The sequence below is a fragment of the Chitinispirillales bacterium genome (assembly GCA_031254455.1).
Classification (GTDB): domain Bacteria; phylum Fibrobacterota; class Chitinivibrionia; order Chitinivibrionales; family Chitinivibrionaceae; genus WRFX01.
The window spans coordinates 1-17,334 of the sequence record JAIRUI010000026.1 but is presented as its reverse complement, the minus strand read 5'-3'; the positions used below and the strand labels follow the sequence as shown (position 1 = coordinate 17,334).

Annotated in this window: 17 protein-coding genes and 1 pseudogene; 4 read left to right on the top strand and 14 right to left on the bottom strand. The window is 41.5% G+C overall.

The window, feature by feature from the left end:
- Positions 1 to 263 (bottom strand): flagellin (locus LBH98_01795; protein MDR0303490.1); only part of this gene is annotated, 263 nt, incomplete at its 3' end.
- Between the two features lie 231 nt (positions 264 to 494).
- On the opposite strand from LBH98_01795, the gene LBH98_01790 reads away from it, so the two are divergent.
- Both LBH98_01790 and LBH98_01785 read left to right on the top strand, forming a co-directional pair.
- Complete coding sequence (locus LBH98_01790) at positions 495 to 1,019, top strand: methylated-DNA--[protein]-cysteine S-methyltransferase (GenBank protein MDR0303489.1); 525 nt, start codon at positions 495 to 497, stop codon at positions 1,017 to 1,019.
- A gap of 79 nt (positions 1,020 to 1,098) precedes the next feature.
- Positions 1,099 to 2,208 carry a carbohydrate kinase family protein gene (locus LBH98_01785; protein MDR0303488.1) on the top strand — a complete coding sequence of 370 codons (1,110 nt, stop codon included), beginning with the start codon at positions 1,099 to 1,101 and terminating at the stop codon, positions 2,206 to 2,208.
- Between the two features lie 41 nt (positions 2,209 to 2,249).
- On the opposite strand, the pseudogene recA reads toward LBH98_01785, so the two are convergent.
- From recA to LBH98_01725, 12 genes and pseudogenes are all read right to left on the bottom strand, one after another.
- Positions 2,250 to 3,260, bottom strand: a pseudogene (gene recA / locus LBH98_01780) (recombinase RecA).
- A gap of 11 nt (positions 3,261 to 3,271) precedes the next feature.
- Positions 3,272 to 4,903 (bottom strand): ribonuclease Y, encoded by a 1,632-nt coding sequence (gene rny / locus LBH98_01775; GenBank protein ID MDR0303487.1) that lies wholly within the window; start codon positions 4,901 to 4,903, stop codon positions 3,272 to 3,274.
- A gap of 15 nt (positions 4,904 to 4,918) precedes the next feature.
- Entirely contained in the window at positions 4,919 to 5,230 is a 312-nt protein-coding gene (gene zapA, locus LBH98_01770) for a cell division protein ZapA (GenBank protein MDR0303486.1), read from the bottom strand.
- 3 nt (positions 5,231 to 5,233) lie between these two features.
- Positions 5,234 to 5,464, bottom strand: coding sequence for a hypothetical protein (locus LBH98_01765; GenBank protein MDR0303485.1), 231 nt, complete (start codon positions 5,462 to 5,464; stop codon positions 5,234 to 5,236).
- A gap of 107 nt (positions 5,465 to 5,571) precedes the next feature.
- A complete protein-coding gene (locus LBH98_01760; protein MDR0303484.1) occupies positions 5,572 to 6,756 on the bottom strand; it encodes a 1-acyl-sn-glycerol-3-phosphate acyltransferase in 1,185 nt (394 codons plus the stop codon).
- Between the two features lie 6 nt (positions 6,757 to 6,762).
- Complete coding sequence (gene ychF / locus LBH98_01755; GenBank protein MDR0303483.1) at positions 6,763 to 7,854, bottom strand: redox-regulated ATPase YchF; 1,092 nt, start codon at positions 7,852 to 7,854, stop codon at positions 6,763 to 6,765.
- Between the two features lie 73 nt (positions 7,855 to 7,927).
- On the bottom strand, positions 7,928 to 9,736 hold the full coding sequence (locus tag LBH98_01750; GenBank protein ID MDR0303482.1) for an acyl-CoA dehydratase activase: 1,809 nt from the start codon (positions 9,734 to 9,736) through the stop codon (positions 7,928 to 7,930).
- Between the two features lie 7 nt (positions 9,737 to 9,743).
- Positions 9,744 to 11,024 (bottom strand): 3-isopropylmalate dehydratase large subunit, encoded by a 1,281-nt coding sequence (locus LBH98_01745; GenBank protein MDR0303481.1) that lies wholly within the window; start codon positions 11,022 to 11,024, stop codon positions 9,744 to 9,746.
- A 2-nt stretch (positions 11,025 to 11,026) separates the two neighbouring features.
- Positions 11,027 to 12,064, bottom strand: a complete 1,038-nt coding sequence (lepB, locus tag LBH98_01740; GenBank protein MDR0303480.1) for a signal peptidase I — start codon at positions 12,062 to 12,064, stop codon at positions 11,027 to 11,029.
- Positions 12,065 to 12,182: 118 nt separating this feature from the next.
- Positions 12,183 to 14,273, bottom strand: a complete 2,091-nt coding sequence (locus tag LBH98_01735; GenBank protein MDR0303479.1) for a glutamine synthetase III — start codon at positions 14,271 to 14,273, stop codon at positions 12,183 to 12,185.
- A gap of 173 nt (positions 14,274 to 14,446) precedes the next feature.
- Entirely contained in the window at positions 14,447 to 14,659 is a 213-nt protein-coding gene (locus LBH98_01730) for a hypothetical protein (protein MDR0303478.1), read from the bottom strand.
- 44 nt (positions 14,660 to 14,703) lie between these two features.
- Positions 14,704 to 15,540, bottom strand: coding sequence for a methyltransferase domain-containing protein (locus LBH98_01725; protein MDR0303477.1), 837 nt, complete (start codon positions 15,538 to 15,540; stop codon positions 14,704 to 14,706).
- Positions 15,541 to 15,800: 260 nt separating this feature from the next.
- On the opposite strand from LBH98_01725, the gene LBH98_01720 reads away from it, so the two are divergent.
- Positions 15,801 to 16,043, top strand: a complete 243-nt coding sequence (locus tag LBH98_01720) for a ribbon-helix-helix protein, CopG family (protein MDR0303476.1) — start codon at positions 15,801 to 15,803, stop codon at positions 16,041 to 16,043.
- Entirely contained in the window at positions 16,030 to 16,383 is a 354-nt protein-coding gene (locus tag LBH98_01715; protein ID MDR0303475.1) for a type II toxin-antitoxin system PemK/MazF family toxin, read from the top strand. Before LBH98_01720 ends, LBH98_01715 begins: the two co-directional genes overlap by 14 nt.
- Before the next feature lie 193 nt (positions 16,384 to 16,576).
- Here LBH98_01715 and LBH98_01710 read toward each other — a convergent pair.
- Positions 16,577 to 17,334, bottom strand: a 758-nt coding sequence (locus LBH98_01710) for a hypothetical protein (GenBank protein MDR0303474.1), incomplete at its 5' end; no start/stop codon positions are given.

The following is a 17,334-nucleotide window of genomic DNA, read 5'->3' as shown; positions in this document are numbered from 1 at the left end:
TGCAAAATCGCATGAATTTCGTTCATCGCTCCTTCGGCGATGTTTAAAGCGCTGATACCGTCCATAGTGTTCTTCTTTGCTTGTTCTACGCCTCTGATTTGAGTTCTTAAACCTTCCGATACGGACAAACCCGCGGCATCGTCGCTGGATCTGTTAATTCTAAGACCGGTGGATAACTTTTCAAGGTCTTTGCCCAGCATCCTGTTATTGGACGCAAGAGCGTTCTGGGTAACGATTGATGGCACATTGTGATTGATACGCATAAGAAACCTCCGTGTTTCGCCGTAATAACGGCTGTTTATTTATTTTACTAAACAGCAATCCCTGCTGCTTACACTTATTTATCGGCAGCACCGTGGAGGTGCTTAAATTATTTGATGAAAAATTTTCCTGTTTTGAGAAATTTTTTCCTATTGACATAATTTTGATAATTCTATTATATTGTGTTCGTACCGAACACAATGCAGATGCAAAAGCGGAATTGGAGAACGGCAATGCAATACGTTCATAACATACGATCGCCGATCGGAACGCTTACGGTATCAAGCGACGGCTGTAACGTTTCAGGACTTTGGATTGAAGGGCAGAAATATTTCGCACGCGGTTTGGGTAATGACGTCTTTGAACAAAAATTACCGATATTTGAAGAAGTTCAAAAATGGCTTGATATATATTTTTCCGGGAACGAACCGAATTTTATGCCTGCGCTTATGCCCGAAGGAAGTTTATTTCAAAAGTCAATATGGAATATTCTATGCACGATACCTTATGGTCAAACGACGACTTATGGAGAAATCGCAAAACGCTTTGAAGCCGGAAACAACGGAAAACGCACATCCGCGCGCGCTGTCGGAAACGCTGTAGGTCATAATCCCGTTTCCATTTTAATTCCCTGTCATCGTGTAATAGGTAAAAACGGCGATATTACCGGATACGCAGGCGGCGTTTCTAAAAAATTACAATTATTGCGGACTGAAAGAATAGAGATTTCTAAAGGATTCGCATCTCATAATTTTTGAATATTAAAAATCAAATTTTTATCGCCGTTTCGCAATGAAAAAAAATATTTTACCAAAGATATAAACGAAAGGAAATATTATGCCTCAGGCGCAATTTGTCGAATCGGCTTTACAAAAACTTGCAAACAACAATTCAAGCAAAAATCTAATTATCGGATTCGACGGGTTTGTCGATGAAATTACTCACGTCGTCGAAGAGCGGCAGGCAATCGATAAATATACAAAAGTCGGAACTATCGGAGATTTCGCAAAAAAAATCGCGGCGGCGGCCGGGCTTTCGGCAAATATCGAATTTTTCCCGATACAAACTAAACTCGGCGGAAACGGACCTATCTTGGCTAATGCGCTTGCCTTGCAAAACTACAAAATTTCGTATATCGGGGCTCTCGGCGACGGCGCGATCGACCCGGTTTTTACCGATTTTGCAAAATGTTGTCAAAAGGTTATCACAATGGCGAGCCCTGGTCACGCAGACGCTTTGGAGTTTGACGACGGTAAAATAATTTGCGGAAAGACCGCATCGCTTCCCGCTGTAAACTGGGAAAAATTATTAACGCTCGTAAGCGAAAACGAATTAGAAGAAATGGTGAAAAATTCGTCGCTTCTGGGCTTTACCAATTGGATGGAACTTCCGAATTTCAATTCGCTTTTATTAGGATTTAATAACATTATATCTCGAACCAAAAACCGCCCCGCCGTGTTTATCGATCTTGCCGATCCGGCTCGTCGTCCTGTCGAGGAAGTTAAAGAAGTTTGCAGACTTATTGAGAAATTGCAGGAAAACGCGGACGTAATTTTTGGACTTAACGAAAGCGAATCACGACAAATCGCCGCGGTTTACGGCGTAAACGAAAACGATTTCACCGAACGCGCAAGCGGGATTCAAAACAAATCGGGGCTTGGCGCGGTCGTAATTCATCCGCTTGCCGGCGCGGCTGCCGCCACAAAAGACGGCTCATGGTGGATTGACGGACCATATACGAAAAAACCCAAACTCACGACAGGCGCGGGCGATAATTTTAACGCCGGATTTTGCAACGGATGGCTTTGCGGCTTAACGCCGCAGGAATGCCTTTGCAGCGGAGTTTGCACTTCCGGATTTTACGTGCGCAACCGCCGTTCTCCAAAACGAAACGAATTGGTGGAATTTATGGGAAAATGGGCGAAAATCGGCTGCGGAGAAATTTAAAGAAAAATCAAGTAAGTTTTTTACTTCAAAAGCCCGTGTTTTTCCCGTACTATCTTTTCAATTTCAGCAAAAACCGACGGGTTTTCCACGAGATAAGCTCTGGCGTTTTCACGCCCTTGCCCTATTCTTTCGCCATTGTATGAAAGCCACGAGCCGCTTTTTTCGACGATCGCGTCATTGACCGCTACGTCAAGTAAATCGCCGGAGGCAGAAATCCCCTGGTTGTAAATAATATCGAAATCAGCTTCTTTGAACGGAGGAGAAACCTTGTTTTTTACAACCTTGACATGAACCCTGTTGCCCAAAATTTCTTCGCCTTCTTTTATCGTTTCTTTTTTTCGGATGTCTATTCTTACACTCGCATAATATTTGAGCGCGTTTCCGCCGGTAGTCGTCTCCGGATTGCCGAACATTACGCCTATCTTCATCCTCAGTTGGTTTATGAAAATGAGACAGGTGTTGGTTTTTGAAATAATCGGCGTCAATTTTCTCATAGCTTGAGACATCATTCGCGCTTGCAAACCGACATGGTTGTCACCCATATCGCCTTCAATTTCCGCCTGCGGCGCCAAAGCGGCGACGGAATCCAAAACGATAATATCTACGGCGCCGCTTCTTGCAAGCGTTTCGACAATCTCAAGCGCCTGTTCGCCTGAATCCGGCTGGCTTAAAATCAAATTATCGACATCGACGCCAAGGGTCTTAGCCCAAGATGGATCAAACGCATATTCCACGTCAACCAAAACAGCGGTTCCGCCTGTTTTTTGCGCGTTTGCGATGGCGGTTAGCGCGAGCGTGGTTTTCCCAGAAGATTCGGGTCCGTAAATTTCAACTATCCTGCTTTTTGGAAATCCGCCTACGCCGAGAGCTATATCGACTGAAATACTTCCCGATGAAATCGTTTCTATAGGAGTGACTGCGCCCGTATCGCCCAAACGCATAATCGAACCTTTTCCGTGTGTTTTTTCTATTTGATTCAGCGCATTTTTTAACTGTTCGCCTTTTGCGTTTTCCTGCGCTTCCGCTTTTACGTCTTTTTTCTTTTCCGCCACTTTTTAACTCCTTATTTCGCCACTTCCGTATGACGAATCTCACGGATTGTAGTTACCTTAATCGTTCCGGGATATTCCATTTCCGCCTCAATTTTCTTAACCAATTCCCGCGCCAGTTCTTCGGATTGTGCGTCGTTTATTTCTCCGGGCATAACCATTACGCGAACTTCTCGACCCGCCTGAATTACAAACGCCTTTTCCACGCCGCTGAAACTTGTCGCTATCGCCTCTAATTTGGTGAGACGATTCACATAATTACTCAACGTTTCTTTACGCACTCCGGGACGGCTTGAAGAAATGGTATCCGCGGCAGCGACAATAACCGGATAAACCGAAATAGCCGCAACATCCTCGTGGTGAGCCGCAATCGCATTGCAAATAATACTGTCTTCTCCGGCTTCCTCCGCAATATCTGCACCCAAAGCCGAATGCGTTCCTTCGGTTTCTCTGTCGATAGCCTTTCCGATGTCATGCAAAAGTCCCGCACGAATCGCCTTTTTGGCGTCATATCCCAATTGCGACGCAATAAGCCCGGACATAATCGCAACTTCATGCGAATGCTGCAAAACATTTTGTCCGTAAGAAGTTCTATATTTTAAGCGTCCTATCATTTCCACAAGTTTGGGTTTAAGCCCGCGAACATCCAAATCAAGCATAATTTCTTCAGCCGCCTGTTTCATTTTTTTGGATATTTCTTTTTGTGACGAATTTACGACTTCCTCTATTTTTCCCGGATGTATTCTGCCGTCTTCGATAAGTTGTAAAAGCGACAAGCGCGCGACTTCACGACGAACCGGATCAAAACACGAAAGCACAACCGTGTCCGGCGTATCGTCCACGATGACGTCAACTCCCGTGATTTCTTCAAACGAGCGGATATTTCGTCCTTCACGGCCTATAATGCGCCCCTTCATATCTTCGCTTGGAAGATGAACGACTGCGACCGTTGCGTCAACCGTTATGTCGGCGGCGGATCTTTGAATCGTCTGTAAAATTATCTCTTTGGCGTCCTCGTCCGCTTTTTCTAACGCTTCGTCGTGTTTTTGTTTGATCATTTCCGCATTTTCATAACGAATTTGATGCTCAAGATTTTGCAAAAGTAATTTTTTCGCTTCTTCTTGAGTCATATTGGCGACCCGTTCCAATTTTTCGTTTTGCACCTGCGTAAGACGATTGAGTTCCGCCTCTTTCAACGAAATACTTTTTTCCCGCGTCCAAAGAAAATTCTCGCGCGCTAAAACGGTTTTTTCTTTTTCTTCTAAATCCTTTTCGTTGTCGCCAATCGCTTTCAGACGATCTTTGATGTCGTTCTCAAGGTCGTGAACTTTTTCTTTTCGCTGCCCGATTTCAACGTCTATTTTCGCCTTTTCTTTCGCCCACGTCTCTTTTGCGTCAATAAGCGCTTCTTTTTTTGCCAATTCCGCAGCTACGCCGCCTCTTTCGACAATCTCTTTCCTTTCTCTTTCGGCGCTTTCTCGGATCGAATCCAAATAATTTTTATCTGTCCAAGATTTCCATTTGCTTCCGATAACAAATCCCAAAATAATCAAAACAAGCCCAATCAATCCTGATGTTATGTCTGATTCTAATAATCCAGAAGTTAGATCCGCTACCGTCGTTAATGGCGTTAATTCCGCTTTCATTGTACCTCCTCTTTATTAAATCGCTTTCTGCGGCGTTTGAATGTGTTTATTAATTTTCTGTAAAATATTTCGTAAGTTTTGTTCGCATTCAAATGAATAGCCGGAGCTATCGTTTTGATTGCTATTTTCGCTTTTTGACTTTGCTGTCGAATCGTAGGCGAACGCTAGTGCGGCAAGAACCACCGCGCTTATTTCGTCCTTACTTTTTTTGTAATACAAGATTCCTTCTTCAAGCTGCGCCGCCGCGTCGATTAAAATTTCTCTGTCCCAGTTGGCAGAACGAATAATGTATTCTTTTCCATCTATTTTAAGTTTTTGTTCCAACATCGTTTATTCCTCTTTACCGGCATTTTTCATGTGAGAAAGTACATTTTCAGCCGACTCAAAAAGCGGTTTTAATTCGCCGGAAAGTATTTTATTTGTTTGTTCTAAAAGATAATTTCTACTATTGGCTTCATCCAATAGACATTGCAACCGTTTGATTTCGCGGCAGTATTGAACATTTTTATCTATCAGTAAATCGACTTTTTCGTCGAGTTCTTTTACCATCTCTTCAAACATTAAATCCTCTACTCGTAATGCCGAAAATCGGCTTTACGAGTACAAAAATAATTTTCGCCGGTATAAAATGGAGAAATTAAATGTTTTTTAAGGCTTTAGTTTTGGATTTAAATAAAATATCCGCGTTTTTCAATTTCTTGATAGCCTTTAAGTTCCAGCAAAAAACAAAGATATTTCATCATAGCCGTATGCAAAAACATAAATTTCAGTTCGCCTTGCGGATATTTAAATTGAATTATATTTTTCTGCTGGAAAACGGGAGCGACCACATCATCCATTGCAATATCGTAAACGGCGCAATCTCCATAGAACAAAAATTTTTCCTTAGTAATTTGTAAAACCCCTTCGTCAAGCGTAACAATCCGTCCGTTGTCGTCGGACTGAATCAAGCAAATCTTGTTATTTTGCGCCAAAATATCCGAATTCCCCGCGTTTTTCACGATGTTTCTCACATAGTCTTTCTGCATTTTTGTCCAATCATAAAGGTTTTTTATGGAATTTGCCGGGTTTTCAAGATATAAATTCGCGTTGAAAACATGTTCTTTTTTACATTTTTCACAAATTACCGAATTCTCTTCAAAAATCAAACTTTCTTTTTCGTTGCAACTCGGACAAATCCAAAGCAGATTTTTCATACCGGAAACAATATTTTTACCTGAAAATTTGTTATTTTGTGATTTTTCAACGTCATTGTTTTTTATATGATTTATAAATTCGTCGCGAATTTCGTCAAACGTTTTTGATTTGAGAAATTTTGTTGAAATTATTTTTATATAGATACTGATTTGCCCTTTTCTGTCGTTTCCCGCCCACCAGGGATGCGCGATAAAATTCCCCTCAATTCTACACATGACGACAGGCACATTCAATTTTTGAGATATTTTCTCAATTCCGGAATAAATCGGTTGCGTATGTCCGTCCCAAGAAGTTTGTCCTTCGGGGAAAACCATAAGCGGATAACCTTTTTTAATTTCCGAAAAACTTATTTTAACAGACGAAATATCGGAAAGTCCTTTTTTTTTCGGAAACGCCCCAATGTTTTTCAGGTACCATTTTTGAAAATTTGACGCTTTAAACCCATCTTCGTTCATCATTATCGAAACAGGTGTTTTAGATAAATGGCAAACGATCCAAGGGTCAAGAAAATTCGCATGGTTCGCTATAAAAATAAATGGCGCTTCAGGAATTTTATCCCCCTCGACTTTCAAAAATTTTCCATATTTTTTCCAAATCAAAAACGGAACAATTTTTCGATTTAATTTCCAAAAAAACCACCGCCAAATATTTTTCATTTTGCCCTACACGTTAAACTTAAAAAACATAATATCGCCGTCTTTTACAAGATAATCTTTTCCTTCGAGACGCATTTTCCCGTGATTACGAATTTCCGTTTCACTTTTGTATTTCAACAAATCGTCAAGCGTATAAACTTCCGCTTTTATAAACCCGCGCTCAAAATCGCTGTGAATCACTCCTGCCGCTTGAGGTGCGGTAACTCCTTTTTTTATTGTCCAGGCGCGATTTTCTGTTTCACCGGCGGTAAAAAACGTTTGCAGCCCAAGCAAGTCGTAAGCCGCCCTTGCCAAAACGTTAAGCCCGGGTTCTTTCAAACCCAAATCCGCAAGAAATTCTTTTTTATCGGCTTCTTCAAGCTGCGCCAATTCCTCTTCAATTTTCCCGCTGATTTTTATGCACAAAGCGCCGTCTCTTTCGGCGATCTCTTGTAATTCTTTAACAAAATTATTGTCTTCTTTAAATCCGTTTTCATCGACATTCGCGACATATAAAATAGGTTTTACCGTTATTAAATTTAGCTCCGCCAAAAGTTCTTTTTCTTCGTCCAAAAGCGCTTTTCTTGCAGAAATTCCGTCGTTTATTCGTTCTATCGCTTTCGTCGCCGCATCCAATTTCGCCAAAAATTCTTTGTCGCCCGTTTTCCGCATTTTTTCAAAGTACGATTTACTCTTTTCAAGCGTTTCCAAATCTTTAAGCATAAGTTCGGTGTCTATAACTTCGACGTCGCGGGCGGGATTTACCGAACCGTTCACGTGCGTAATTTCGCTGGAATCAAAGCATCGTACAATGTGCAAAATAGCGTTTACGTTTTTTATATGTCCCAAAAATTGATTTCCCAAACCCTCGCCTTTAGACGCGCCTTTGACTAATCCGGCAATATCCGCTAATTCCAAAAGCGCAGGAACTATTTTTTGCGTCGGAATAATTTCGCTTATTCGCTCCAAACGGACGTCGGGAACGCAAACAACGCCGGAATTCGGATCAATTGTACAAAAAGGATAATTCGCCGTTTCCGCTTTTCCTGATGAAATCGCATTAAAAATTGTCGATTTCCCGACATTAGGCAGCCCGACGATTCCCGCTGATACACTCACTTATTCCCCGCTTTCGTTAAAACTTAATCACAAAAATACTTTTTATCGTAAAACAAAATTTAAGTTTTTGTTCTTATTTTCTCATTTCTTCCATTGTAAGCAACGCTATACCCAAAGCGCCCATTTCTCCGGAAAATCTTGGGCGCAAGACTTCTTTCCCAATGTATTGTGTAAAGGCGCGCAAAACAGCGTCGTTTTTGAACGTTCCACCCTGAACGACTATTTTTTCTCCCAAAACCGACGGGTTTGGAATGCGGATGACTTTTGTAAATAGATTTTCAACTATGCTTCTACACAATCCCGCCAAAATATCTCCGACCGTTTTACCCGACTTTTGCTCGGTAATAATGGAACTGTTCATAAAAACCGTACATCTAGAACCCAAAACCGACGGGTTTTTCGCCTCAAAAGCTAATTTTGCAATGTCCTGCGGCGCAACTTTTAGTGATTTTGAATACGCTTCTATAAACGAGCCGCAGCCTGCCGAACATGCTTCGTTAAGCGCAATATTAGTGATAATTCCATTGTTTATGAAAATCGCTTTCATATCTTGTCCGCCCAAATCCAAAACAAAACTTACGTCGGGTTCAAAAAAAACCGCCGCCGTTTTGTGCGCTATGGTTTCAACGATGTGAAAATCCGCACCGAACGCCTTTGCGAGCAGAATTTCTCCGTAACCGGTCGTTCCCAAACCGTTTATTTCAATTTCGACGCCTTGTTTTTTGTAATGATTTTCAAATTCCAAAAGTCCGCTTTTGGCAGTGTCAATGGGTTTTCCAAGATTGTTTTTGTAAAAAGAGTAAACAAGCTCTTTATTTTCGTCTATCGCGACAAATTTCGTGGTTGTTGAGCCGGCGTCTATTCCGACAAAAACCCCTACCTTTTCGCCGCTTTCATAAACTTTAGGTAAAAATTCTTCAAAATCGTATCTTTCCCTAAATTCATCGTAATCAGCCTGTGAAGTAAAAAATTGGACGGACAAATCAATTTCTTTTTCGTAATTTTCAGAAGTTTTCTCACACAATAAATCAATCAATTTTTTTATTTTCATCGGATTGTTATTTTGATTTCCCAATTTTGTTTTTAAAGATAAAGCCGCGCCAATCGCTATTAACGTTTGCGCGTTTTGGGGAACAATGAATTTTTTTTCGTTTATTTCTTCAATCTCCAGTCGATTACAAAAAACGTCTATCAGTTTCGGAATAAAAAAGAAAGGTCCGCCGGCAAAAAGAACAGGCGGTTTGATTTCCATCCCTTGCGCAAGTCCGCCGATTGTCTGTTTTGCGAGCGCGTGAAGACAACTTAACGCTATGTCTTCGCGGCGAACGCCTTGATTCAGAAGCGGCTGAATGTCGGTTTTTGCAAATACGCCGCAGCGTCCCGAAATATCGTAAATCTTTTTACCTTCACTTGCAAGCGCGTTAAAATCTTCGACTTTTACATTCAAAAGCGAGGCTATTTGATCTATAAAAGCTCCGGTTCCGCCGGCGCAAACTCCGTTCATTCGCATATCCAAAACGGCGGTTTCTTCATCTTGCGAAAAAAATAGAATTTTTGCATCCTGTCCGCCCAATTCAATTGAAGTGAGCGTTTGCGGATAGCGTTTTCCAATTGCAATTGAACCGGCTATTACCTCTTGAACGTACAAAACTCCAGACTTTTGGGCAAAATCCGAACTTTGCGAACCTGTAAACGCCATCAGAAATGTGTCATTTGGGAACTTCTCATTAATTTCGCTTAAAATTTTAAGGAGCGTAATTTGCACGGCGCTGTCGTGACGGCGGTAATCCGAAAACAAAACCTCGTCGGTTTCTCTGTCTAAAACAACGCATTTCACCGTTGTAGAACCCATGTCAAGTCCGAGCAAAAACTGCGCACTCATATTAAAATCACAACGTTCTGGGGTCTGTCAATTTTCCGGTTATTCCACACGCCGCCGCGCTTGCCGGACTCATCAAATGCACCGTTCCGCCTTTACCCATTCGTCCGTTAAAATTTCTATTTGTAGTGCTTGCCGCAATTTCACCGGGCGCTAAAACACCGTTGCTCATCCCCAGGCATGCGCCGCAAGTGGGATTTGTCACGCAATATCCGGCATCCATAAATATGTCAAGCAAGCCCTCTTTCGCCGCTTCTTTGTAAATTTTCGGAGTCGCTGGCGAAACAATTCCACGAACGCCGAACGCTAATTTTCCGCCTTTGGTAATTTCAGCGGCAATGCGCAAATCGCTGAGCCGTCCGTTTGTACAAGAGCCGATATAAATCTGATGAACCGGCGAATCTAACTGAGCGATCGGCTTAACCTGATCGGGTTTGTATTCTATCGTACAAACCGGAACGATTTTGTCGGCATCGACGTTCAGCGTATTCACGTAATTTGCGTCAAGGTCCGAGCTCCACTTTTTGAAATCCGCAAGCGCTTTTTCTTTATCGTTTTCATAATCGTTTGCAACAAATTCCCATAGATATTCAAGCGTAGTTTCGTCCGGCATACACAAACCGCTCGTTGCACCGGCTTCAATCGCCATATTGCAGATGGTCATTCTTTCGTCCATAGTAAAGTTATTTATCGTTTCACCGTGGAATTCAATGATTTTGTCGGTCGCGCCGTTTACCGAAAGTTCTTTGATAATCGTCAAAATTACATCTTTGGCATAAACACGGTTTTGCAATCTCCCGTTCACGTTAACTCGAATAGTTTCCGGCTTTCTGAACGCGCAGACGCCTTTCAAAATTCCGACTTCCAAATCGGTTGTCCCTACTCCGCAGGCAAACGCTCCAAACGCCCCGTGCGTACAGGTGTGCGAATCGCCCATAATGATTGTGAATCCCGGACGTACGAATCCTTTTTCCGGAAAAATCGCATGACAAACACCGTTTTCACCTATATCGAAAAAATCTTTTATGTTATGCCTGTACGCCCAATCCCGCAACATTTTTCCCTGAATTGCGCTTTTGGTGTCCTTTGCCGGACTAATGTGGTCGATTACCGCCTTAATTTTCGTATTGTCGAAAACACGGTCTTTTTTTCTCCATTCCAAATCCGAAAGGGCGACCGGAGTGGTTATTTCGTGACAGAAAACGCGGTCAAGGTTGAGAACAAACGTTCCCTTAAACGGCTCGTCGCGAAGATGTGCGGCAAAAATTTTTTCTACGATTGTTTTTCCCATGTTTATTCCCCTCCGTCCCAGTTTCTAATCAATTTCCCAAGGCGTTCCCAGCGAATTTTGACGGGAAGCAAATATAACGGAACTTCCTGTTTGAGGGAAAAATATATAATTAAAGCCTTCGCCTTTATAAAATTGCGGTTAACGAATCCCCAATATCTGCTGTCGGCGGAATTGTCGCGATTGTCGCCCATCATAAAATAATTATCGTATTTGCAAACGTATTTTGAAATTTCCCGTCCGTCCAAAAATAATTTCTTCTCTATTTTTAAGTCGCTGTCGGACGAAAACTGGCGCGTAAACAAATCAAAATGATAGGCATAAAATGTCCAATCGGAGTATTTTGCCAATCTATCAAAATCCGTCATAGAAAACGTACCATGCGTAATCTGTCCATCGACATTAAGCAAAACTGAAGAATCGCTGAAATCCTTTCCATCTACAAATAAACGGTATTCATCGCGAATATTTGAATACGGATGTTCCTGACGAACCAAATGTTTATAATAAATAAATTCCCGAACGCCCGCGTTTGAAATATCAAGCGTATCATTCTTTCGAGGAATGTATAACTTATCGAAATTTTTAATTCCCAAACGCAGATTTCCGCCGTAATCCCACTTTGCATTCGGCGGAGGGGTTAATTCTTTACCGTTTACAATCAACCTTTTTATATCGATCTCGATACTGTCGCCGGCAACCGCGACGCACCTCTTTATATAATCTTTTTTTTCGCCGCCCGGATATTTAAAAATTACGGCGTCGCCGCGTTTTGGGTCGCTAAAACCAGGAAATTTCCAGAAATTTTCCCATACAAAAGGAACGTTTGGCAAAACCGGCGCACCGTAAATAAATTTTAGTCCAAGCAGAAAATCCCCGACCAAAAGCGATTTTTCCATAGAACCGGTCGGAATCATAAACGCCTGAATCACATATACGATAAACACGAACGCCGTGAGCAACGCCGAAATCATTTCTTTGCTGAAATTCAGTAACCCTTCTTTTTCGTTGCGGACTTTTTTGTCATTTCCTTCTTTTTTCATAAAAATTTCCTTTTAATCCCGTCAAATATAATAAATATACAAAAGTTTTGTCAAGAAAGGCTATAAGAGCGATCAGGGATTTAAGGCGTTCACCCTAAATCCCTGATTTTAATAAGGATCAAATAACGCTGAAAAGTATTTCGCCGTAAGTAGGCAAAGGCCAATACTTTCTCGCCGTGATGGTTTCAATTTCGTCCGCTATCAGTCGAAGTTCAGACATCGCAGTAAATACTTTGTCCCGATAAAATTTTGCAGAATCTAAAATTTCTTTTTCCGCTTTCGCTTCAATCAGCATACTTTCGAGTACGTCCAATTTTTTAAGCAAACAGGAAGACAACTGCGAAATTCGTCCTAAAAACCGTTCTTCAAGCAACATCTCAAAATTACCGCACGCTTTTTTATTGGCAAGGAGTTTCGCGATCTCGTTTTGATAGGCAAAACATGCCGGAATTATTTCCTTTCTCACCATATCTGTCATCGTTAACGCCTCAATGTGTAAGATTTTGCAATAATTTTCCATAAGTATTTCGTAGCGGGAGTGAAGTTCCGTTTCGGTAAATACGCCGTGTTCTTTAAACAGGCGGACACTCTTCTGTGAAATAAAAGCCGGAAGCGCATCGACCGTCGTTTTTAGGTTTGACAAGCCGCGCTGCGCCGCTTCTTTAACCCATTCTTTTGAATAATTGTTGCCGTTAAAAACGATTCTTTTGTGTTCGCGAAACGTCTTTTTTACGAGCTGCGCCATATCTTCCTTGAAATTTTTTGAGTTTTCAAGCGTATCCGCAAATTGACGCAAAATTTCCGCCGCCGCCGTGTTAAGCACAACGTTTGGCCCTGAAGCGGAAAACATTGAACCAAGCATTCTAAACTCAAACTTGTTGCCCGTAAACGCAAAAGGCGACGTGCGGTTGCGGTCGGTCGTATCTTTGGGGAAATGCGGCAAAACCGTTACGCCGATTTCCACTTGACTTTTTTGTTTTCCTTTATATACGCTGCCGCTCTCAAGCGCTTCAAGAATTTCGGTAAGTTCGTCGCCCAAAAACATCGACACTATCGCAGGCGGCGCTTCGTTTGCGCCTAATCTGTGGTCATTGCCGGCGCTTGCGGCGGAAACTCTTAATAAATCCTGATATTCGTCCACCGCTTTGATCACGGCTACCAAAAACAGCAGAAATTGCGCGTTTTCATAAGGCGTTTCGCCCGGTTCAAGCAAATTCATTCCCGTATCGGTACCGATCGACCAATTGTTATGTTTGCCGCTGCCGTTTACGCCCGCGAAAGGTTTTTCGTGCAAAAGGCAAGCCAAATTGTGCTTATTGGCGATACTCTTCATAAGTTCCATAGTCAGTTGATTGTGGTCGGTCGCAATATTCGTCGTCATAAATATCGGCGCCAATTCGTGCTGCGACGGAGCGACTTCGTTGTGTTTGGTTTTCGCATAAACGCCCAATTTCCACAATTCTTCGTCAAGTTCTTTCATAAACGCCGAAACGCGCGGTTTGATACTGCCGAAATAATGGTCTTCCAATTCCTGACCTTTTGGCGGTAAAGCGCCGAAAAGAGTTCTCCCCGTATAAATCAAATCGGGGCGTTTGAGAAAAACTTCCTTGTCGATAAGAAAATATTCCTGCTCAAGTCCGACGGTCGTACTTACACGGCGCGTATCCGTATTCCCAAAAAGTTTAAGTATGCGTATCGCCTGTTTATCAATCGCTTCCATCGAACGAAGAAGCGGAGTTTTTTTGTCAAGCGCTTCACCGCTGTATGAGCAAAAAGCCGTAGGAATACACAACGTCGAGTCTTTGATAAAGGCGTAAGACGTAATATCCCAAATCGTGTAACCTCTCGCCTCAAAAGTAGCGCGCAAGCCTCCGGACGGAAAACTTGACGCATCCGGTTCGCCGCGTACCAATTCCTTGCCGGAAAATTCCATAATTATTTTACCGTCGGCTACCGGCGATATAAAACTGTCGTGCTTTTCGGCGGTAGCCCCCGTCATCGGATGAAACCAATGAGTAAAATGAGTTGCGCCTTTTTCGACAGCCCAATCTTTCATAGCGTTCGCTACCGTGTTTGCCGTGTCAAGTTCCAAACGTGTGCCCTGCGACATCGCTTTTTTCAACGACTTGTAAATGTTTTTCGGTAAACGCGCCTGCATTACCGTTTCGTTAAAAACCATACTTCCGAACAAATTAGAAACGTCTTTCATAAAACCCCCTTCTTGTAAAAAAAGGCGCTGTGGACTTTTCAGCCCACAGCGCCTTTGCTGTTATTTGATAACCAAAATTTTTTTCAACAAATCCAAAAATCAAACGAATTCAATTTTTGTCTGCGATTCATCGTCGAACCGCTAATTTATTGGTAATATACATTAATTTATATTCAAAATGCAAAATTTTTTTCAAACTGACATATTTTTCGATTTATGTCGTTTATCATATCCATATATACGACGTTTTCAAGCGTTGTTATTTTTATCTCGGCGTCTTTGCCGTAATTTTTGTTTTCAACGGCGTTATACAAATCCAAGAGATTATCCTTGTCGCTGAACAGTTTAGTAAATACGCTATCCTTATATTTTCTGTTTGCCGTCATTTGTTTCTTCCTGTTTATTAAGTACAGTTCGTATTAAGAAAATATTACTTGCCGGCCCAAAATATTCCGTATTCCATAAGTCCGCGTTTTATCGCCAGATATTGATGAAACATCGCGTCGCACGGATAATCGCTAATTTCAACAAACTTTTCCAGAATATGAAACGGCAGAGATACCATTGAAAGAGCAAACATAATTCTCGACGACGGCATAACGAATTTTGTTACATTATCGTAGTCTGCCGAAACAAAACCCGCATTTATCGCATTTGTTTTCCATTGGTTTGGAGTATCGAGCGAATTTACTTTCCAGCCGTCAAGCCAGCGTCCCATAAGTCGTTTTTCACTGCCGCAGTAAATTTCTTTACAGGCGAATCCGTCCGCCATTCCAAACCGCCCGTTTTCTCTAAGCGCTCTGAAAACACCTTTAATAAATTCGCTTTTGGGGTCTGCGTAACAAATGCTTTCAAGTCCCATAACGACCGAAAACGTTTCGTTAGGAAACTGTAAATCCATATAATCCATAGTTAAAAATTCACACAGATTGTCCACTCCCGCCATTTTCGCCCGCATTTTCGCAGTCTCTATCTGTTCTGGAACAATACTCACACCGACAACTTTACAACCGAATGTCTGAGCCAGCCAAACCGCGTTTCCGCCGACACCGCAACCGGCGTCCAAAACATAATCGTCTTTTGTGATTTTAATTTTCTCGACGACCTTTTCATTCATCCGTCTTGTAGCTTTTCGGTGATTCAATTCTCCTTTTTCCCAATATCCGTAATGCATATCCGGTCCCCAGATTTTATACGCTTTTACATTTTCGCGATAATATTTCACTACGTCGTCTTTTTCCCATACGCCTTTGTTTTTCCAAGCCATGTTTTACTCCTTAATTTATTTACAGAAAGAAAATAATATTTTCTCTAATATCAAAATCAATTCGTTAGCTTAAAAACAAAAACTTGTGGATATTGTCGTCAATAGTTGTTCCCGTCATTGCGAGTGAAGCAATCCAGCCGTCGTATTATTTCTAACTCCCAACTTTGTCGAATACTTATACGTCTTTCTGCAAATTTCACTTTTTTTCTTGATTTTTTTATATGAATGTTTTATATTTGCAGAGAATAAGGAAAAATATTATGAATACAACGGTTTCTATTCCACAAAAATTATGCAAGCAGGCAGATAAAATCGCTATAGATATGGGTATTTCTCAAAGTAAGTTATTTACGGCAGCCATAAAAAAATATGTCGAAGAATATAAAGATAAAAATATTGCAAACAAATTTAATAAAGCGTATTCAAAATATGTTCCCAACGAACAAATACTAAAAACAGGACGCGCTAATGTCAGGGAATTGTTGAAAAATGACACGTGGTGAAATTTGGTGGGTAGATTTCGGCGATCCTATAGGCAGTGAACCGGGATATAAACGCCCCGCATTTGTTATTCAGAACAATAAATTGAACGATACGAGATTAGCGACAACAATAGTTTTACCGATTACAAGTAACTTGACGTTAAAAGACATTAAAGGAAATGTTTTTTTAGATAAAAATATATCAATGCTAAGCAAAAACTCTGTAATTCTTGCGCATCAAATCGTTTGTGTGGACAAAAACGCTTTATTAGAAAGAGTGTCGTGTTTGACAGACAGAAACATAACCAAGTTAATTGAAAAAGAGTTGTTGTTTGTTTTGGGCTGTGAGGAGAAAAATTAAAACAGTCTCATTTCTATACCCTTTATATAACCAATAAAACGTCCGCCGGCTTTGTTCCGCATGAAATCCTCCCCGTTTAATAATTTCCTTCTATAATTTCCTTCTGGATTGCTTCGTCGTTTCACTTCTTGCAATAGACGCGCGGTGTATTTGTTTGTCATTGCGAGCGAAGCGAAGCAATCCAGCCATCGTATTATCGTTTCACACCCATTTTCGTCGAATACTTATATGTTTTTCCGCTTGCACATTTGGCTTCAGCGATTATCAAATAAGTACCGTTCGCTACGTTTCTGCCCGCGTTATTCGTCAAATCCCACAAAATCTCTTTGTTGTTTTTACTTTTTGATTCAAACACCACATTACCTATGTTGTCATAAACAATAAGGATAACTTGCGCCTGCTCCGGCGTTTTCACAGAAATCTTTGCAGACTGAGAAACAACAGCCTTCTCAAGTATTATTCCGTATTTCTTGTCGGATTTCTGCGGTTTGGCGATCGCTATAGGTCCCTCGCGGGGTTCGGTAGTGAAAGTAACAAACAAATCGCTTACCTTTAACACTATCTGTCCATCTTCGGGTTTGTAGTTTTGCGCTATAATATCGCTTACCTTTACGGCGACGTTATATTCTCCGTTTTGAAGTAGTTCGTTCACCGCTATTGCACCGCCGTCTCTTAGCGAACGCGAAGACTGCCCGCTTTCTCTTGAAGTAATCTCAAACTTCGGCGCGCCGCTTGTAAATGAATTTGTCTCATTGTCTGTTTCATTTGTTGTCGTATCAGTCGCAAAACCATCATAACCGATTATCTTTCTTAAAGAATCAAGAACATCGCCTGCGGTAATTCCCGCTTTTTTGTTTACCGAAACTTCATCGACAAAACCGCCGTTCTTTTTCAATGCTACGTTAAGCGGTTTCTTTACTATTTTGTAATCAACGCTGCTGTTGACAAGTT